The 17,381-nt window shown below is 73.2% G+C and carries 17 protein-coding genes; 5 read left to right on the forward strand and 12 right to left on the reverse strand.

Features of this window, described 5'->3' with window-relative positions; all coding sequences use genetic code 11:
* Nucleotides 1-87 precede the first annotated feature (87 nt).
* The 5 genes from ACFVS6_RS10195 to ACFVS6_RS10215 are packed head-to-tail and all read right to left on the reverse strand — an operon-like array spanning nucleotide 88 to nucleotide 5,311.
* Nucleotides 88-942: a glycosyltransferase family 2 protein gene (locus ACFVS6_RS10195; protein ID WP_389702518.1), complete on the reverse strand. Its 855-nt coding sequence runs from the start codon at nucleotides 940-942 to the stop codon at nucleotides 88-90.
* Nucleotides 943-977: 35 nt separating this feature from the next.
* Nucleotides 978-1,757 carry a CDP-alcohol phosphatidyltransferase family protein gene (locus ACFVS6_RS10200; RefSeq protein ID WP_389702398.1) on the reverse strand — a complete coding sequence of 260 codons (780 nt, stop codon included), beginning with the start codon at nucleotides 1,755-1,757 and terminating at the stop codon, nucleotides 978-980.
* Entirely contained in the window at nucleotides 1,735-2,796 is a 1,062-nt protein-coding gene (locus tag ACFVS6_RS10205; protein ID WP_281207692.1) for an iron-containing alcohol dehydrogenase family protein, read from the reverse strand. Before ACFVS6_RS10205 ends, ACFVS6_RS10200 begins: the two co-directional genes overlap by 23 nt.
* Nucleotides 2,784-3,536, reverse strand: coding sequence for a sugar phosphate nucleotidyltransferase (locus ACFVS6_RS10210; RefSeq protein WP_389702399.1), 753 nt, complete (start codon nucleotides 3,534-3,536; stop codon nucleotides 2,784-2,786). The genes ACFVS6_RS10205 and ACFVS6_RS10210 overlap by 13 nt, the downstream gene beginning before the upstream one ends.
* Complete coding sequence (locus tag ACFVS6_RS10215) at nucleotides 3,533-5,311, reverse strand: DUF5941 domain-containing protein (RefSeq protein WP_389702520.1); 1,779 nt, start codon at nucleotides 5,309-5,311, stop codon at nucleotides 3,533-3,535. The genes ACFVS6_RS10210 and ACFVS6_RS10215 overlap by 4 nt, the downstream gene beginning before the upstream one ends.
* Before the next feature lie 435 nt (nucleotides 5,312-5,746).
* Between ACFVS6_RS10215 and ACFVS6_RS10220 the strand changes: the two genes are divergently transcribed.
* Together ACFVS6_RS10220 and idi are read left to right on the forward strand one after the other, a co-directional pair.
* Nucleotides 5,747-6,985 carry a GNAT family N-acetyltransferase gene (locus ACFVS6_RS10220; protein WP_389702522.1) on the forward strand — a complete coding sequence of 413 codons (1,239 nt, stop codon included), beginning with the start codon at nucleotides 5,747-5,749 and terminating at the stop codon, nucleotides 6,983-6,985.
* A gap of 142 nt (nucleotides 6,986-7,127) precedes the next feature.
* The gene (idi, locus tag ACFVS6_RS10225) at nucleotides 7,128-7,727 is read left to right on the forward strand and encodes an isopentenyl-diphosphate Delta-isomerase (protein ID WP_389702401.1); all 600 of its coding nucleotides are present in this window, start codon (nucleotides 7,128-7,130) and stop codon (nucleotides 7,725-7,727) included.
* Between the two features lie 109 nt (nucleotides 7,728-7,836).
* Here the strand turns inward: idi and ACFVS6_RS10230 are convergent, their stop codons facing one another.
* Together ACFVS6_RS10230 and ACFVS6_RS10235 are read right to left on the reverse strand one after the other, a co-directional pair.
* A complete protein-coding gene (locus ACFVS6_RS10230) occupies nucleotides 7,837-8,334 on the reverse strand; it encodes an ATP-binding protein (RefSeq protein WP_389702402.1) in 498 nt (165 codons plus the stop codon).
* A 130-nt stretch (nucleotides 8,335-8,464) separates the two neighbouring features.
* Complete coding sequence (locus tag ACFVS6_RS10235) at nucleotides 8,465-9,133, reverse strand: HdeD family acid-resistance protein (RefSeq protein WP_389702403.1); 669 nt, start codon at nucleotides 9,131-9,133, stop codon at nucleotides 8,465-8,467.
* Between the two features lie 111 nt (nucleotides 9,134-9,244).
* Between ACFVS6_RS10235 and ACFVS6_RS10240 the strand changes: the two genes are divergently transcribed.
* The gene (locus ACFVS6_RS10240; protein ID WP_389702405.1) at nucleotides 9,245-10,003 is read left to right on the forward strand and encodes an enoyl-CoA hydratase/isomerase family protein; all 759 of its coding nucleotides are present in this window, start codon (nucleotides 9,245-9,247) and stop codon (nucleotides 10,001-10,003) included.
* On the opposite strand, the gene ACFVS6_RS10245 is transcribed toward ACFVS6_RS10240, so the two are convergent.
* Nucleotides 9,981-10,616, reverse strand: a complete 636-nt coding sequence (locus tag ACFVS6_RS10245; protein WP_389702406.1) for a DJ-1/PfpI family protein — start codon at nucleotides 10,614-10,616, stop codon at nucleotides 9,981-9,983. The genes ACFVS6_RS10240 and ACFVS6_RS10245 overlap by 23 nt on opposite strands.
* A 551-nt stretch (nucleotides 10,617-11,167) precedes the next feature.
* On the opposite strand from ACFVS6_RS10245, the gene ACFVS6_RS10250 reads away from it, so the two are divergent.
* On the forward strand, nucleotides 11,168-12,430 hold the full coding sequence (locus ACFVS6_RS10250; RefSeq protein WP_389702524.1) for an SLC13 family permease: 1,263 nt from the start codon (nucleotides 11,168-11,170) through the stop codon (nucleotides 12,428-12,430).
* A gap of 33 nt (nucleotides 12,431-12,463) precedes the next feature.
* A complete protein-coding gene (locus tag ACFVS6_RS10255; RefSeq protein ID WP_389702408.1) occupies nucleotides 12,464-14,101 on the forward strand; it encodes an ABC-F family ATP-binding cassette domain-containing protein in 1,638 nt (545 codons plus the stop codon).
* On the opposite strand, the gene ACFVS6_RS10260 is transcribed toward ACFVS6_RS10255, so the two are convergent.
* Genes ACFVS6_RS10260 through ACFVS6_RS10275 form a run of 4 tightly spaced genes read right to left on the reverse strand, consistent with a single transcriptional unit; the run spans nucleotide 14,088 to nucleotide 17,158 of the window.
* Nucleotides 14,088-14,657: a hypothetical protein gene (locus ACFVS6_RS10260; protein WP_389702410.1), complete on the reverse strand. Its 570-nt coding sequence runs from the start codon at nucleotides 14,655-14,657 to the stop codon at nucleotides 14,088-14,090. The genes ACFVS6_RS10255 and ACFVS6_RS10260 overlap by 14 nt on opposite strands.
* Entirely contained in the window at nucleotides 14,654-15,433 is a 780-nt protein-coding gene (locus ACFVS6_RS10265; protein WP_389702412.1) for an SDR family NAD(P)-dependent oxidoreductase, read from the reverse strand. The genes ACFVS6_RS10260 and ACFVS6_RS10265 overlap by 4 nt, the downstream gene beginning before the upstream one ends.
* Nucleotides 15,434-15,447: 14 nt before the next feature.
* On the reverse strand, nucleotides 15,448-16,662 hold the full coding sequence (locus ACFVS6_RS10270) for an MAB_1171c family putative transporter (RefSeq protein ID WP_389702414.1): 1,215 nt from the start codon (nucleotides 16,660-16,662) through the stop codon (nucleotides 15,448-15,450).
* Nucleotides 16,652-17,158, reverse strand: a complete 507-nt coding sequence (locus ACFVS6_RS10275) for a hypothetical protein (RefSeq protein WP_389702416.1) — start codon at nucleotides 17,156-17,158, stop codon at nucleotides 16,652-16,654. The genes ACFVS6_RS10270 and ACFVS6_RS10275 overlap by 11 nt, the downstream gene beginning before the upstream one ends.
* Nucleotides 17,159-17,381: the final 223 nt, after the last annotated feature.

Genomic DNA, 17,381 nt, shown 5'->3' on the forward strand with positions numbered 1-17,381 from the left:
CTTTCCGTCTTCAAGATGCGGCAGAAGGGGCATCGGGCTGGAACGAAGGACCCGTGAACCGGGCCCATCGTCGCAGACACGGGCTTGTCAGATGACAGGCGGTCGGCCGAGCCGGGTCAGCCGCCACACGGTACGCCACTTCATCGGACGTCTGGGACCGCAGGGGGTGGTCCAGCCCTCCTTGAAGCCGCCGAACCAGGCCTTGAGGGCAGGCCCCGAAGGCTTGCGCACCAGCGTCAGGGCGAGCCATACGCCCAGGTACACCGGGACCAGCGGGGCGGGCAGGTTCCGGCGGGCGAGCCACACCCGGTTACGGGCCACCATACGGTGATAGACCGCGTGCCGGGAGGGGGCGGTCGTCGGGTGCAGCAGCACCATGTCCGCCCGGTAGTCGATCGACCACCCGGCGTCGAGGGCCCGCCAGGCCAGGTCGGTTTCCTCGTGGGCGTAGAAGAACTCGCCCGGCAGGGTTCCGACCTGCTCGAACACCTTTGTGCGGACGGCGTTCGCGCCGCCCAGGAAGGTGGTGACGCGGGAGGAGCGCATCGGGTCCGATGCGCGCAGCCGGGGCACGTGCCGGCGCTGGGTCGCGCCGGTGTCGGGGTCGGCGATGCGGAAGCTGACGATCCCGAGCCGCGGGTCCTCGGTGAAGGCCTGACGGCACAGTTCGGCGGTGTCGGTGCGCTCCAGCAGCCCGTCGTCGTCCAGGAAGAGCAGGACGTCCACGTCGCGGCCACCGGGGCCGAAGGCCTCGATGCCCGCGTTGCGGCCGCCGGGGATGCCCAGGTTCTCGGGCAGCTCGACGGTGCGGACGCCCTCGGGGACGCCCGTCTCCGCGGTGAGGGCCACGCCCTGCCCGACGACGACGACCTCGACCGGGTCGCCGTCCTGCCGGGCGACGGACTCGATCAGGGCCTTGAGGTCGTCGGGGCGGTTGCCCATGGTGATGACGACCGCGCCGACGCGCAGCGGGGCGCTCACCGGAGCCTGCTCGACGCGAGGACGGAGACCAGGTGCAGCACGGTCTGCAGCAGGGCGATGCCGGCGAGGACGGCGACACCGAGCCGGGTGAAGAACAGGTCGCCCCGGACCTGGTCGAGCACGGCCAGCAGCAGGATGAGCAGGGAGGCCTCGATGCCCAGGACGAGGCGGTGGAACTTCAGCGCGGCCGCGGCCCGGCGGGCCAGCGCCATGCCGGAGGAACGCGGCTCGGAGGCGGCCTCCTGGACGGGCGGCTTGCCCACCTGGTGGCGGGCGACGCCGACCAGGTCGGTCTCGGCCTTGATCAGGATCGCGCCGAGCGCCGCGAGGGTGCCCAGGAAGGCCCACAGCCAGTCGATGCGGCCGGTGCCCCACAGGTCGGAGGCGCGCAGGCCGAAACCGACCAGGACCGCCGCGTCGCACAGGTAGGCGCCGACCCGGTCGAGGTACACCCCGGACAGCGAGAACTGCTTCTTCCAGCGGGCGACCTCGCCGTCGACGCAGTCGAGCAGCAGGTACAGCTGGACCATGACCACGCCGAGCACGGCGCCCCACACGCCGGGCACCAGCAGGGCCGGGGCGGCGAGTACGCCGGCCAGGGTCATCACGTAGGTCAGCTGGTTCGGCGTGACCTTGGTGGTGACGAGCAGGCGGGTGATGCGCAGGGAGACCTCGCGCATGTACAGGCGGCCGCCCCAGTGCTCCCCGCTGCGCCGGTCCTTCACGCCCGCCGGGTGAACGACGGGCCGGAGTTCAGCTACGGATGGTCTTGGCATAGTCGGAGTAAGCGTCCCTGATCTCGGCGGCGGACAGGTTGAGGTGTTCCAGGATGGTGAAGCGTCCCGGACGGGTCTGGGGGGCGTACTCGACGGCCGCGACGAACTCCTCGACGCTGAACCCGATCTCCTCGGGCAGCACGGGCAGTCCGTGGCCGCGCAGGACCTCGACGAAGAGCCCGGCCTTCTCGGCGGCCCCCCGCAGGTGCATGGCGAAGGCGGCGCCGATGCCGACCTGCTCGCCGTGCAGCGCGGAGCGGCCCGGGTAGAGCAGGTCGAAGGCGTGGCTGATCTCGTGGCAGGCACCGGAGGAGGGCCTGCTGTCGCCGCTGATCGACATGGCGATGCCGGACAGCACGAGGGCCTCGGAGAGCACGGTGAGGAACTCGTCGTCGCCGCAACCACCGGGGTGGCGGAGCACGGACTCGCCGGCGGTGCGGGCCATCGCGGCCGCGAGGCCGTCGACGGCCTCGCCGGTGATCGCGTGCGAGAGCTCCCAGTCGGCGATGGCCGAGATGTTGGAGATCGCGTCGCCGATGCCCGCGCGGATGAACCGCACCGGGGCGTCCTTGATCACATCGAGGTCGATGACCATCGCGATCGGGGTGGGCACCCCGTAGGAGCCGCGCCCGTTGTCGTTGTCCAGGATGGACACCGGGGAGCAGATCCCGTCGTGCGACAGGTTGGTGGCGACGGCCACCATGGGCAGGCCGACCCGCGCCGCGGCGTACTTCGCCACGTCGATGATCTTGCCGCCGCCCAGGCCCACGACGGCGTCGTAGCGGCGGCCCTTTATGTCGTCGGCCAGTTTGACCGCGGAGTCGATGGTGCCGTCGACGACCGGGTACCAGTCGGCGTGCGGCAGGACGGGCTCCAGCTTGGCCCGCAGCGCCTGACCGGAGCCCCCGCTGATCGCGATGGCGAGTTTGCCGGACGCGGAGATGCGCTGGTCGGCGAGCAGGCCGGCCAGGTCGTCCATCGCCCCTCGGCTGATGTCGACGACGACGGGCGAGGGGATCAGCCGCGTCAGTACTGGCATGCGATCGTCCGGCCCTTGGCGAGGTCGTCGTGGTTGTCGATCTCGACCCACTTGACGTCACCGATGGGAGCGACGTCGATGGTGAAGCCGTCGTTCACGAGCTGCTGGTAGCCGTCCTCGTAGTAGAGGTCGGGGTCGCGCTCGAAGGTGGTCCTCAGCGCCTCGGCCAGCTGCTCGGCGGCCTCGGGCTCGATGAGGGTGACGCCGATGTACTCGCCCGTCGCGTCGGCGGGGTCCATCAGCTTCGTGATCTTCCGCACGCCCCGGCCCTCGGCGGTGACGACCTTCATCTCCTCGTCGGCCAGGCTCTTGACCGCGTCGAGGGCGAGGATGATCTTCCGGCCCTCGCCGCGGGCGGCGAGCAGGGTCTTCTCGACCGACACGGGGTGGACGGTGTCGCCGTTGGCGAGGATCACGCCCTGCTTGATGACGTCACGCGCGCACCACAGGGAGTAGGCGTTGTTCCACTCCTCGGCCTTGTCGTTGTCGATCAGCGTGATCTTGACGCCGTACTTGGCCTCCAGCGCCTCGCGGCGCTCGTACACGGCCTCCTTGCGGTAGCCGACGACGATCGCGACCTCGGTGAGACCGACCTCCGCGAAGTTGCCGAGCGTCAGGTCGAGGACCGTCAGGCTCTCCTCCTGGCCCTCGGGGCCGACGGGCACGAGGGCCTTGGGCAGGGTGTCGGTGTAGGGACGCAGACGGCGTCCGGCACCGGCAGCGAGTACAAGGCCGATCATGCTGGTTCTCCTTCGTCATGTACGGCGGGTGCTCCGGAGGAGACCCAGAAGCGGATGCTCTCCACGAGCACCACCAGTGCCACGAACACGGCCATGGCCGTGAGCGCGACGGGGAACGCGTCACGGGCAAGGACGGTGGCCAGGACCACGGTCAGCAGGACCCGGCCCTCGTGGCCGCCGGTCGTCCGCACCAGCCAGTACGGGGGCGCGCCCGAGCCGCCGCGGATGCGGTAGACCGTGTCGTAGTGATGGTAGGCGACCGCCGCGACCAGTCCGAATGCGGCGGGAAGGGCCCCGGGGACGTCCGCCTTCCAGGCGAGTGCGAGCACCGTCACGTACTCGGCGAACCGGAAGAACGGCGGGATCAGCCAGTCGAGGGGGCCCTTGAGGGGCCGCTCCACCGCCGCGCCGGCGAAGAGGACGTAGAAGGCCGCGGTCCCGATCAACCACGGGTCGCCGAAGTCGCGGGTGACGGCGGCCCCCGCCATCAGGAAGGACACGAGCCCGGCCAGCCATACCGCGGTGCGGTCGGGCCGCTTGCCGCGGGGCCCGCGGGTCCAGGCGAGCACCGCGGAGTCGGCGAGGTCCGCGAGGGCCCGCGCCGCCCGGTCGGTGCGGGTCGCCTTGCGGGTCAGGGAGCGCAGGACGCGGCCGGCGGTCGTGTAGAGGGCTCCGAAGGCGCAGCCGACGAGCAGCGCGTAGAAGACGATCCGGGGCGTGGTGACGGCGGTCAGGACCGCGATCATCGCCCAGCGCTCGCCGATCGGCAGGATGATCATCCGCCGGACCCAGACGGTCCAGCCGACGCTGTCGAGCCGGCCGGAGAGGGCCGCCGTGGGGCTCGTGTTGGCGGTCGCGTCGTGGTTCGCCTCGTTGAAGGAGAAGTCGACGACGTGCCGGCAGGTCATGAGGATCATCGCGCCGAGGGCCAGGCCCCAGACGTCGTCGCCGTTCCTGGCCGCTCCGAGCGCGAGGCCCGCGTAGAAGGCGTATTCCTTCGCGCGGTCGAAGGTCGCGTCGAGCCAGGCGCCCATCGTCGAGTACTGGAGCGAGTAGCGGGCGAGCTGCCCGTCGGTGCAGTCCAGGACGAAGGAGACGAGCAGCAGCACACCGGCCGCGACGTAGCCCCAGCGGTCGCCGGTCGCGGCGCAGCCGGCCGCGATCAGCGCGGTGATCAGCGAGGCCGTGGTGACCTGGTTCGGGGTGAGGCCGCGGCGCGCGCACCAGCGGGCGATGTAGCGCGAGTAGGGGCTGATGAAGAAGGTGGTGAAGAACCCGTCGCGGGACTTGACCGCGGTCCGCAGGCGGACGGCCTCGTCGTCCACGGCCGCGACCGCGGCGGCGGCGCTCGCGCGCTCCGCCTCCCCGGCGGGCACGGCGGCGACGAGCGTGCCGAGTTCGGGTCGCTGGACCGCCGTGCCGGAGCCCTCGACGGCGGCCGCGAGCCGGTCGGGGTAGGACCCGGCGCCCAGCGCCTCGGGCGCCAGGGCCGCGGCCTCGTCGAGGGCGGCGCGGGCGGCGCCGCGCACGGCGAGCGCGCCGGTCACCGCGCAGGCGTCGAAGCGCGGGTCGGTCAGTGCCAGGCGCAGTGCGTGGACGTGCCCGACGAAGGCACTGTCGACGACGGCCACGCGCTGGTCGGCCGGTACGTCGGCCAGGGCCGCGGCGGCGTCTTCGGGACCGGTGACCGGGCGGACGTCGAAGCCGAGCGACAGCAGCTCGTCCGCAAGCGGCGATCCGGGTACCGGCGGGCCGGTGAGGATGACGGTCGGCAGACGAACTCACTCCTTGCAGCGCGTACGGGACGGCCGCCGCGAGGGGCGGCGGCACGTCGGCAGAGGCTATCGGATGAATGGAAGCCGGCATTCATCAGCTGTTTACGGCCGGATGTTACGGTGGACGAAGACGCGTTCGACTTGTGTAAACGCGTCCATGGACATCTGGTCGGCACACGAGCGGGAAAGAGGTGGGGTTGATGACCGTCGTAGTGGTCGCAGCCATGCGCGGCGAACTCCGGGACATCCCCACCTCCTTCCGGGCGTCCGGCCGGGTCTGATCGGACCGATCGACCCCGTCGGCCGGAGCCCCCTTCTCTAGGGTTCACGTTGACCGACCACACCAGTAACACCCGTTCCTCCTCCGAGGCCTCCTCGGCCTCCGACCCCGCGGGCCCTTCGGGCACCTCCGACGAGGCCGTCTTCGCGGCCTTCATGGAGCTCCACCGCGGTCTGCCCCGGCAGTCCCCGGGATCCGACGCGTCCACCCGACGGTTGCTGTCCCTGTGCGGACCGCTGCCCGAGCGGCCGCGCGTCCTCGACATCGGCTGCGGCCCCGGCCGCAGCGCCCTGCTGCTCGCCGCCGAGGCGGGCGGCGCGGGTCTCGCCGAGGTGACCGCCGTCGATCTGCACGAACCGTTCCTCGACGAACTCCGCACCGCCGCCGCGGCCCGCGGACTCGGCGACCGCGTCCGGGCCGTCAAGGCGGACATGGGCGCACTCCCCTACGAGGACGGCTCGTTCGACCTCGTGTGGGCGGAGGGTTCCGCCTACGTCATCGGCTTCGACCGGGCACTCGCACTGTGGAAGCGACTGCTCGCTCCCGGCGGCACGCTCGTGCTGAGCGAGTGCGAGTGGACCGCGGAGCGGCCCTCCGCCGGGGCGCGGGCCTTCTGGGACCCGCAGTACCCGCTGCGCCTCCCCGCCCGGAACCTCGCCGCCGCCCAGGTGGCCGGGTACCGCGTGCTGGGCGTCCACCCCCAACCGGACTCCGACTGGGCCGAGTACTACGGCCCGCTCGGCGAACGCGTCCGGACCGCCGACGCCACGACCGCCGCGGCGGGGGTGGCGCTGGCCGCCGTGCGCGAGGAACTCGACGTACGGGTGCGGCACGGCCACGAGTACGGGTACACGGGTTACGTCCTGAGTCCGGTGACCGCCGGCGGCGACGGGCGGTGGCCGGCCCGGCCGGAGACCCCGGCCGACGTGGCCGCCGTACGCGCCGTCAACCTGGCCGCCTTCGAGGGCCCCTCGGAGGCGGACCTCGTGGACGCGCTGCGCGCCGACGGGTCCTGGCTGCCGGGGCTCTCGTACGTCGCCGAGTCACCCGACGGGTCGGTGGCGGCGCACGCCCTGCTGACCCGCTGCGAGGTGGACGGCGTACCGGCGCTGGCGCTCGCCCCGGTCGCGACCGATCCCGCGTTGCAGCGTTCGGGCGCCGGGAGCTCCGTCGTACGGGCGCTGCTCGCGGCGGCCCGGGAGCGGGGTGAGGCGCTGGTCCTGGTCCTCGGGCATCCCGAGTACTACGCGCGCTTCGGCTTCGCGCCGGCGTCGCGGTTCGGGATCCGGGCACCCTTCGAGGTCCCGGACGAGGCCATGATGGCGCTCGTGCTGGACGACCGCGTCCCGGTCCCGGCCGGCACCATCCGCTATCCCGCGCCGTTCGGAGTCTGATGCACCGCGCGTGACGGGCCGACGCTCCGCCCCCCATCACCTATCACGCGATGGGGGGCGGACATGCGTGGATCACGCGAAGTGGGGATGAGCCCGTTTTGTACGGCAGACTGAAGGTCGAAGTCCGAAGCGAAGGATGGGTATGCCGACCACACCAGCCACCGCCGCGCAGAGCGGGTCCCCCGGCGCCGGCACTCAGGAAGCGATCATGCTCGAACTGGTCGACGAAGCCGGCAACACCATCGGTACGGCGGAGAAGTTGTCCGCCCACCAGGCCCCCGGTCTGCTGCACCGGGCGTTCTCCGTGTTCCTCTTCGACGAGCAGGGCCGGCTGCTTCTCCAGCAGCGCGCCCTCGGGAAGTACCACTCCCCCGGCGTCTGGTCGAACACGTGTTGCGGTCACCCCTACCCGGGCGAGTCCCCGTTCGCGGCAGCGGCCCGGCGGACCCACGAGGAGTTGGGGCTGTCCCCGTCGCTGCTCGCGGAGGCCGGGACCGTGCGCTACAACCATCCGGACCCCGCTTCCGGGCTGGTCGAGCAGGAGTACAACCACCTGTTCGTGGGACTCGCGCAGGCCGGACCGGAGCCGGATCCGGAGGAGGTCGGCGACACCGCGTTCGTCACCGCCGAGGAACTGGCGAAGCGGCACGCCGAGGCGCCGTTCTCGGCCTGGTTCATGACCGTGCTGGACGCGGCGCGTCCCGCGATCCGCGAGCTGACCGGCGACAACGCGGGCTGGTAGGACGTCCCCGCGAGCCGGCGGGCGCGTCCCGCGGGTCGGCCGCGGACGGTGGGACGTCGGTGGGTGGACGTCGCGGATCGTGGCCGGCCCGTCGTTCCGCACGGGCCGGTCAGGGCGTGGGGTTCCGCGGGGCCGTCAGGGGTAGCGCGGCCCAGATCACCTTGCCGCCCGTGGAGGTGTGCTCGACGTCGCAGACCCCGCCGGCCTCCAGCGTCACCTCGCGGACGAGGAGCAGGCCCCGGCCGCCGGTCTGGCCGAAGTCGGCCTCCAGCGCCTTGGGGCGGTACGGGTGGTTGTCCTCGACCGCCACCCGTACCCATTCGCGCCCCACCGCGACCTCGACGGCCACCTCCGGGGAGAGCAGGGCCGCGTGGCGCACGGAGTTCGTCACCAGTTCGGAGACGATCAGCAGCAGGGAGTACACCAGGTCCTGATGGGCCGGCACCCCCTGCCGGCCGAGCAGGTCACGGACCGCGCGGCGGGCCTGCGGAACGGATTCTTCTACCGCCGGCGCGGTGAAGCGCCACACTCCCTCGTACGCGAGGGGGTCCGCCGGAGCAGGCGCCTCACCTCCCCCGGCTGGCGGGACGTTCCCGCTGTCTGTCATTTTCCGGCCCCCGTCTTCGCGCTCGATCGTCTCCACGCGTCAAGAGTGGGGAACAGCCTGGTCCGGACCGGACCCCTGACCAGAAGTCAGCGTCAATCGGACACTTTCTGACCACTGGCGTATGACAGAGTCAGTTGTTGGACTGTTCCTGATCCGGTTCGGGCGCTTTACCGACGGTCTCCCGCGTCCCGTCCGCCGCGTCCGGCCCGCCCGCCACCTCGTCCTCCCTGACCAGGCCGAGGATCCGCCGGGCGCCGAATCCCAGGGCCACCAGGCTCAGCCCGTCGAACAGCAGGGCGAGGGAGAAGAAGGCGCCGATCACGTACTGGCTGCTGCTCGGCCAGCTCCACAGCACCAGCACGCCCAGCAGGACGCCGAACGCGCCCTGGACGAGGGTGAGCCCGAAGTTGGTGCCCCGCACGACGAGCGCGCCGACGAGGCGGAACAACCCACCGGTCAGGAACAGCAGGGCGGCGAACATGGTGAGCGCCTCGGCACTGGCCTCGGGGCGGCGCAGGATCACGAATCCGGCGGCAATGTTGATCGCGGCGACGATGACAGCGAGCCAGAAGTAGTTGGTCCCGCGGGACTGGACGGCCTGCGCGAGGCCCACCACGCCACCGATCAGCAGCAACCAGCCGAAGAGGAACATCGAGGTCAAGGTGGCAAGGCCGGTGTAGACGAGGCCGACCAGCCCGGCGATCACGAGGATCACCCCGAGCAGGGCCAGCAGCCCGAAACCGCGGCTGAGTTTCGCCTTCTCCTGCTTCCGCTCCGGGTCGGTTCGCTCCGCGCGCATGGACGTGCCGCCTTTCCGCACCCCCGACCTTCCGTACCCCCGGCCTTCCGCGCCCCCGGGTCGGACTCCCCATCGATCATAGGATCGGCGGGCCCGGATAGCATCCGGCGCATGGACGCAGCCCGCGACGCAGCCCTCTCCCACACCGTGGCCGACGGGGTGGCCACCGTCGTCATCTCGCACCCCGCCAAACGCAACGCCATGACCGCGTCGATGTGGCGGGCCCTGCCCGCGCTGTTGCCGGGGCTCGCCGCCGATCCGGCCGTACGGGTACTGGTCATGACCGGGGCCGGTGCCACGTTCTGCGCGGGCGCCGACATCTCCTCGCTCACCGGCGACGACGACCCCCAGGCCCTGTCGGTGGCGGCGGAGGAGGCACTCGCCGCCTTCCCGAAGCCGACCGTCGCGGCGATCCGGGGGTACTGCGTGGGCGGCGGGAGCCAGCTCGCGGCCGCCTGCGACCTGCGCTTCGCCGAGCAGGGGGCGTCCTTCGGGGTGACTCCGGCGAAGCTGGGCATCGTCTATCCGGCCTCCTCCACCCGACGGCTCGCCTCGGTGGTCGGCCCTGCCTGGGCCAAGTACCTCCTGTTCTCCGCCGAGTTGATCGACGCCGAGCAGGCCCTGCGGGCCGGCTTCCTGAACGAGCTGCTGCCCGCCGGTGAACTCGGCAAGCGGGTCGCCGAGTTCACCCGCGTCCTGACCGCCCGCTCCTGGCTGACCCAGGCGGCGGCCAAGGAGTTCGTGGACGGCCGCACCGACCGGGACGCCCACTGGGCCGAGCGGGCCGCCGCGAGCGGCGACGCCGCGGAGGGCGTCGCCGCGTTCCTGGAGCGCCGCGCGCCGCTCTTCAGTCGGCCGTCACCGGATTAGAGCCGCGCAGCCGGGCGACGATCCCGGCCGGCGCCTTGTCCGGGGAACCGGCGTCGTACGGCGGCTGGGGGTCGTACTCGCACATCAGCTGGACGGTCTGCGCGTACGTGTCCCCGGCGATCCGGCCCAGCAGGCCGAGCCCCATGTCGATGCCGGACGACACCCCGGCGGCGGTGACGTACTTGCCGTCGTAGACCACCCGCTCCCCGGTGGGCTCGGCGCCGAGGGGGGCCAGCCGGTCCAGGTAGAGCCAGTGGCTGGTGGCCCGGCGTCCGTCGAGCAGCCCGGCGGCGCCCAACAGCAGGGAGCCGGTGCAGACGGAGGTGGTCCACGTGGTGGTGGCGTCCACCCCGCGCAGCCAGTCGAGGACCACCGGGTTCTTCATCTCCACCTCGGGGTGCGGGCCGCCGGGCACGACGACGATGTCGGGCCGGGTCACCTCGCCCAGGGACCGGTCGGCGACGAGGGCGAGCGCAGCGTTGTCGGTCCGCACCGGCCCGGGCCGTTCGGACACGAAGACTGTCTCCGCGCCGTCGAGCCGTCCCAGGGTCTCGAAGGGTCCGATGGCGTCGAGCGCGGTGAAGCGGTCGTAGAGCAGTACGGCGATCTGCATGGCTCCTCCGGAGCTTCGATCGGGCCGACCCGTTCCGGGTCCGCGCCGTGGGTGACGGGGTGGTGCTCGGTGATCGGGCGCCGAGGCGGGCTCGGGGGTCGGGCGCGGAGCCGTCGCGGACGAGGATAGGGGCCGGGGCCGGCGTCACCGCCGGGTGGTCCCGGACCATCCGGCTCGCACCCGTCCCGGTGCGAGCCGGCCCGCCTGCCGTCGAGCAGCCGGGCCCCGGCGAGCAGCAGGCCGCCCGAGCACACCGACACCGGCCGCGCCTCCCGGGGACACCGTGGGGGTCGCGTACCGGCCCTCCCGGGGCACCGGGCGACGCCGCCGAACACCTCGACGGGACCGGTCACGTCCGGGCTCCGGGCCCCGGCGCGGAGGACCACGAGCACGTTTCGCGGCGACATGCCTCCATGGTGTGACCTCGGGCAGGTGGCCGCAATGACGGGCATCCCACTCGTCCGGGCGTGCCGCCGACCGTGCGATCCTTCCGGGACACCCCGCCGCAGGTCCCTCAGGGATCCCGGCCGCCCCCGTCCCGGAGTCCTGCCCTGAACACCGTCCTCGCCGAGTCCCTGTCGGTCGCCGCCCTCCTCGGAGTGCTGGCCTTCGCCGTGCTGCGCCCGCGCGGGCTGCCCGAGGCGGCGGCCGCGGTACCCGCTGCCGCGCTGCTCGTCGCCCTCGGCGTGGTCTCCCCCGCCGATGCCTGGGGGCAGCTGCGGGAGCTGTTGCCCGTGGTCGGGTTCCTCGCCGTGATCCTCGTCCTCGCCCAGCTGTGCGCCGACGAGGGGTTGTTCCGGGCCGTCGGTGCGACCGTGGCCCGGCGCTCGGCGGGGCGTGAGCCGGGGACGCTGCTGGGCCCGGTGTTCCTGGTGGCCTCGCTGGTCACGGCCGCGCTGAGCCTGGACGCCACCGTCGTGCTGCTGACGCCGGTGGTCCTGGCGACGGCCGCCCACCTCGGAGCGCGACCGCGACCGTACGTCTTCGCCACCGCGCACCTGGCGAACTCGGCGTCGCTGCTGCTTCCCGTGTCGAACCTGACCAACCTGCTCGCCTTCGCGGCGAGCGGGCTGTCCTTCACCCGGTTCGCCGCGCTGATGGCCCTGCCGTGGGCGGTGGCGATCGGGGTGGAGTACGTGGTGTTCCGTCGCTTCTTCCGCGCCGATCTGAAGGCCCCGCCCGAGCACGCCCCGGACGCCGTGGAGCGGGTGGCGATGCCGCGCTTCGCGCTCGCGGTGCTGGTCCTGACGCTGGCCGGCTTCGTCGTGACCTCCTTCGCGGGGGCGAGCCCCGCCTGGGCGGCGCTGGCCGGGGCGGTGGCCCTGGCCGTACGGGCGCTGCGGCGGCGCGAGACCACGCCGGTCCGGCTGGTGGCGGCGGCCGCGCCCGCCTTCTGCGTGTTCGTGCTCGCGCTGGGCGTCGTCGTCCGGGCCGTCGTGGACCACGGCCTCGGCGACGGGCTGGAGCGGGTGCTGCCGGCCGGTGATTCGCTGCCCGCGCTGCTCGCCGTGGCCGGTGTGGCCGCCCTCCTCGCCAACCTGATCAACAACCTGCCCGCGGTGCTCGCGCTGCTGCCGCTGGCCGCCCCGGGCGGGGCCGGACCGGTGCTGGCCGTGCTGATCGGGGTCAACATCGGCCCGAACCTCACGTACGCGGGTTCGCTGGCCACGCTGCTGTGGCGGCGGATCCTGCACGCGCACGGCGAACGCGTCGGGCTCGGGGAGTTCACCCGGCTCGGGCTGCTCACCACCCCTGCGGGCCTGGTGGCGGCGGTCGCGGCCCTGTGGGCGGGGCTCCGGCTGATCGGCACGTGAGGCCCCCGCGGGCGCGGATAGGATCGGGGCATCATGACTGCAACCCTCGTCGCCAAGAACCTCACCGCCGCGCACGGTGAGCGCACGCTCTTCGCCGATCTCGACCTCGTCGTCGCGCCCGGCGACGTCATCGGACTCGTCGGCGTCAACGGCGCCGGGAAGTCGACCCTGCTGCGGCTCCTCGCCGGGCTGGACGCTCCGGAGACCGGTGAGCTGCGGCTCTCCCCGCCCGGCGCCGCCGTCGGGCACCTGCCCCAGGAGCCCGATCGGCGTCCCGGTGAATCGGTCCGGGACTTCCTGGCCCGCCGTACCGGTGTCGCCGCCGCGCAGGCCGAGCTGGACGCCGCCACCCAGGGACTCGTGGACGGCACCCCGGGCGCGGACGACGCGTACGCGGACGCCCTCGACCGGTGGCTGAACCTCGGTGGCGCCGACCTCGACGAGCGGGCCGAGGAGGTCGCCGGCGAGCTCGGCCTCGGCGTGGGCCTGGACCTGCCGATGACCGCGCTGTCCGGTGGCCAGGCGGCCCGCGCCGGTCTGGCCTCGCTGCTGCTGTCCCGGTACGACGTGTTCCTGCTGGACGAGCCGACCAACGACCTGGACCTGGCCGGTCTGGAGCGGTTGGAGCAGTTCGTCAAGGGGCTGCGCGCGGGCACCGTCGTGATCAGCCACGACCGCGAGTTCCTCACGCGGACCGTCACCAAGGTCCTCGAACTCGACCTGGCGCAGCAGCAGATCAACCTCTACGGCGGCGGCTACGACTCGTACCTGGAGGAGCGCGAGCGGGCCCGGAGCCACGCCCGCGAGGAGTTCGACGAGTACGCGGGCAAGAAGGCCGCCCTCGAAGGCCGGGCGCAGATGCAGCGCAACTGGATGGACAAGGGCGTGCGCAACGCCCGCCGCAAGTCCTCCGACAACGACAAGATCGGCAAGAACCTGCGCGGCGAGTCCAGCGAGAAGCAGGCCGCGAAGGCCCGCCAGACGCAGCGCGCGATCGAGCGGCTGGACGTCGTCGAGGAGCCCCGCAAGGAGTGGGAGCTGCGGATGGAGATCGCGGCGGCCCCGCGCTCCGGTTCGGTGGTGGCCACCCTGCGCGAGGCGGCCGTGCGGCGCGGGGACTTCGCGTTCGGGCCCGCGAGCCTGCAGATCGACTGGGCGGACCGGGTCGCGATCACCGGGGCCAACGGCGCCGGCAAGTCCACCCTCCTCGCCGTCCTGCTGGGCCGGCTCGCGCCGGACTCCGGCGCCGCGACCCTCGGCTCCGGCGTCCTGGTCGGTGAGGTGGACCAGGCCCGCGGGCTGTTCCTCGGCGACGAGCCGCTGTTGGAGGCGTTCTGCGCGGCGGTCCCGGACACCGAGCCGGCGGAGGTGCGGACCCTGCTGGCCAAGTTCGGTCTGAAGGCGGCGCACGTCCTGCGCACCGCTGCGACCCTCTCCCCCGGCGAACGCACCCGGGCGGCGCTGGCGCTGCTCCAGGGGCGCGGCGTGAACCTCCTCGTGCTCGACGAGCCGACGAACCACCTCGACCTGCCGGCGATCGAGCAGCTGGAGGCGGCGCTGGACGCCTACGAGGGCACCCTGCTGTTGGTGACGCACGACCGCCGGATGCTGGACGCCGTCCACGTGACGCGCCGCCTGGAGGTCGTCGACGGCAAGGTCACCGAGCTGTAGCGGCGGCCTGCCGGGCACAGTGTTCGCGGGCTTCCCGCACCCGCCCGGCGGCCTCCGGGTCGCCGGGCGGCAGCCAGGCGGCGAGCAGCTCCCCCACCGTGCCCAGCGTCGCCCAGTACCGGACCGGGTCCCCGCACTCGCGGACCGGTAGGCGCACCAGCGTCGCGTACGCCTCGGGCAGCCGGCCGGCGTACAGCTTCCGGTGAACGCCGAGGGCCGCGCCGCTCGCGATGCCGCCGAGCGCTCCGGGGGCCCGGCGCATCAGTGCCCGGATGCGCTCGCCGGGCTCGTCCAGGGCGACGGGGGTGTCGAACACCCCGATGGTTTCGAGGAGTTCGCCGAGGAGGGACTCCTCCCCGGGGCCGAACCCGCCCCACCGGCCGTCGCCGTCACCCAGCCTCGTCCCCGCGTCCGCCCGCGGGATCCCGAGCGCCTCGCACACCGCGAGGGCCGCGCCCCGCAGGTCCCGCGTCCCGGCCGCGAGTTCGGTGTACGCCTCGACCGGCGTCGCCCCCGACCGCAGGGCCTCGCGGGCCCGCTCCACGGGACCGTTCACGTGTCGGATCCGAGGGGAGGCCTGCGGGTGCGGGCCATCCTGCGGGCCACGAAGCCGCGCGGCAGGTGGCGGGCGGCGAGGGCGTACGCCTGGTAGCGGCGGCCCGTGATGCTCACCGGTCGGCGCCGGGCGAGATCGCGCAGGGCCTTGGCCACGACGGCCTCGGGCTCCAGCCAGACGGCGTCGCGCAGCGCGCTGACGTCCATGCCGGCGCGCTCCTGGAACTCGGTGCGGGTGAAGCCCGGCACCACCGCGAGCACGCGCACCCCGTACGGTTCCATGTCGACCCGCAGCGATTCGCTGAAGGCGGTCACCCAGGCCTTGGCGGCCCCGTACGTCCCCGTCGGCAGCAGCGCGGCGACCGAGGCCACGTTGAGCACGGCGCCGCGGCGGCGGGCGCGCAGGCCGGGCAGCAGGGCGTGCGTGAGCCGCAGCGGGACCTTGACGAGGAGGTCGAGCATCCGCTCCTCGTCCTCGATCGGGTTGTACGGGAAGGGCGCCGGCAGCCCGAATCCGGCGTTGTTGACGAGGACGTCGACGGGCCGGGCCGGGTCGGCGAGCCGTTCGGCGACGGCCGCGCACTGCCGCACGTCCAGCAGGTCGGCGGGCAGCACCTCGCAGCCGGCGGCGAACTCGCGGGCGAGTTCGGCGGCGAGGGACTCCAGGCGGGCCTTGTCGCGGGCGACGAGGATCAGGTCGCACCCCTTGGCGGCGAAGCCGCGCGCGAAGGCCGCGCCGAGTCCGGCGCTGGCTCCGGTGATCAATACGGTGGTCAAGGCTGTTCCACTTCCTACGGGTTCGGGCTGTCGTGGGCACCGGCGGCCCGGGACGCGGTGAAGGCGGCGGTACCGGGCGCGTGCCAGGCGTGGGCGACGTCCACCAGGAACCCGGCCTCGCTCTCCAGGTCCCCGCCCTCGGCCGATGTCCTGATCTCGGCCGGTAGTTCCAGGGACCCGGCGCCCGGCCGGCCGGGAAGTCCGGCGAGCTTCGTCTGCCGGGCCTGTTTCAGCACGCAGGCCAGCGCGGCGGCCGTCCGCCGCTGTTCGGGGATCCCGCTCCCGGCGACGTGGCTGCGCGCGAGCTCGGGCACGCCCCGGTCCACGTACTCGCCGAGCACCAGGATCGCGTCGCGGGTCTCGATGACCTTCCGGTAGACGAGCAGGCCGCGCGGGAGCGGCGGCCACAGCAGCTCCAGTACACGGCCGGCGCGGGGCGGGGAGAGCACCACGTGCGGGACGGCCTCGACGAGGTCACGCCACAGCGGCCACAGCCGCCAGGCGGTGGTGACGTCGGCGGTGGTGCGGCGCAGGGTGAACAGGGTCGGCACGAGGATCGCGGCGGCCCGCAGCAGGCCGTGCAGGTTCATCAGCAGCGGCAGCGCGGGCACGGCCCAGGTGCTCGCGAACAGGGCCTTCAGCAGGTACGCGAACCAGAACAGCCCGGCGAGGGCGGTGCCGAGGCCGAAGAGTCGCAGTCCGGCGGCGAGTGCGCGGCTCTCCGTCCGGCGGGCGTAGCGCCGGCAGACGGACACGCAGACGGTGTTGGCGATCAGGTGGGCGGAGATCAGGACGAGCCAGTAGGCGAGGGACGGCACCGGGTCGCCGGTGGGCGGGATGGTGTGGCTCGCGTGCTCGGGCGCGGCGGCGTCCAGGACGAGCAGCGCGGCCGACCACAGCAGCGTTCCGGTCCAGGCGGCGCGTTGGAGGGTGCGCCCGCCGGTGGCGGCGGCCACGAAGTAGAGCACGGCGCCGGCTGACAGGACTCCGATGAGGTTGCGGACGAGGCCGACGGTGTGCGCGTAGCCGGGGTCGCGGCTCATGGCGTGGGCGACGACCTCGGGCAGGTTGAGGGTCATAGCGGCGGCGGCGGTGGCCACCGCGAGCCACAGTCCGCGTTGCTGCGGCGAGCGCAGGGCTCCGGGGGCACGCAGCAGGACGGCGACCCACAGGCACACCACGCTCGGCACGGCGAGCCAGTCCCCGAGGGCGGCGAGGTCAGCCGGCATCGCGCGGACCCCGCTCGTACCCCATGGCGGACTCCAGTCGGGCGAGGGCGCCCCGGGGCGCGCCGGCCGGGCGCGGTCGGCGGGGGCCGGGGACGCGGGTGCGGATCATGCTCGCGAGCAGTTCCGCCTCCCGCTCCTGGAGGCTGGTGTAGTTGGTGCGGCCCAGGACCACGGGCGCCCGGCCGTCGGCCTCCTCGCCGTCGAGGGAGTGGTGGCCGAAGAGGATGTGCCCGAGCTCGTGGAGCACGATGTGCTCCCGGTGCAGCGGGGTGGTGCGGGCCTCGTAGAAGACGTGGTCGACGGTCGCGGTTCCCACCCACAGGCCGCACACGCCCGATTCGGCCGCCTCGGGGGGCAGCGGGTGCAGGCGGATGGGCCGGCCGCGCTGTTCGGCGACGCGTGCGCACAGTCCGTCGAGCGAAAACGGATGGGGCAGGTCCAGATGGCCGAGAATGAACTCGCACCGTTTGCGGAGGCTGAGATCCCCATGGGGCATGTGGTCCCTCTTCGAACCCTTTCTCGGGCAGCGTCGGTAGGCGTGCGGGGGCATCGGCATAGGGTCCTGTGCCTTGAGGCGGCCTCGGGGGGCGGTCCCGGAGGGGGAAGACGGAACACCCGTCCGCACGGGACGAACGGGCGTTCCACCATCCCTACCGATTCCGCTCGGGGCTTGGCAAGGCGTGCCCCCGGCCGGGGTGCCTATCCGGCCATTGCCGGCA

It is taken from the genome of Streptomyces sp. NPDC057939 (assembly GCF_042887545.1).
Classification (GTDB): domain Bacteria; phylum Actinomycetota; class Actinomycetes; order Streptomycetales; family Streptomycetaceae; genus Streptomyces.

Coding starts and splice junctions, on each gene's coding strand:
- ACFVS6_RS10220 (WP_389702522.1), top strand. CDS start 5,747: ATGGAGCTCCACCGCGGTCTGCCCCGGCAGTCCCCGGGATCCGACGCG.
- ACFVS6_RS10210 (WP_389702399.1), bottom strand. CDS start 3,536: ATGATCGGCCTTGTACTCGCTGCCGGTGCCGGACGCCGTCTGCGTCCC.
- ACFVS6_RS10240 (WP_389702405.1), top strand. CDS start 9,245: ATGGACGCAGCCCGCGACGCAGCCCTCTCCCACACCGTGGCCGACGGG.
- ACFVS6_RS10195 (WP_389702518.1), bottom strand. CDS start 942: ATGGGCAACCGCCCCGACGACCTCAAGGCCCTGATCGAGTCCGTCGCC.
- ACFVS6_RS10245 (WP_389702406.1), bottom strand. CDS start 10,616: ATGCAGATCGCCGTACTGCTCTACGACCGCTTCACCGCGCTCGACGCC.
- ACFVS6_RS10230 (WP_389702402.1), bottom strand. CDS start 8,334: ATGACAGACAGCGGGAACGTCCCGCCAGCCGGGGGAGGTGAGGCGCCT.
- ACFVS6_RS10275 (WP_389702416.1), bottom strand. CDS start 17,158: ATGCCCCATGGGGATCTCAGCCTCCGCAAACGGTGCGAGTTCATTCTC.
- ACFVS6_RS10255 (WP_389702408.1), top strand. CDS start 12,464: ATGACTGCAACCCTCGTCGCCAAGAACCTCACCGCCGCGCACGGTGAG.
- ACFVS6_RS10270 (WP_389702414.1), bottom strand. CDS start 16,662: ATGCCGGCTGACCTCGCCGCCCTCGGGGACTGGCTCGCCGTGCCGAGC.
- ACFVS6_RS10200 (WP_389702398.1), bottom strand. CDS start 1,757: ATGCCAAGACCATCCGTAGCTGAACTCCGGCCCGTCGTTCACCCGGCG.
- ACFVS6_RS10235 (WP_389702403.1), bottom strand. CDS start 9,133: ATGCGCGCGGAGCGAACCGACCCGGAGCGGAAGCAGGAGAAGGCGAAA.
- idi (WP_389702401.1), top strand. CDS start 7,128: ATGCCGACCACACCAGCCACCGCCGCGCAGAGCGGGTCCCCCGGCGCC.
- ACFVS6_RS10205 (WP_281207692.1), bottom strand. CDS start 2,796: ATGCCAGTACTGACGCGGCTGATCCCCTCGCCCGTCGTCGTCGACATC.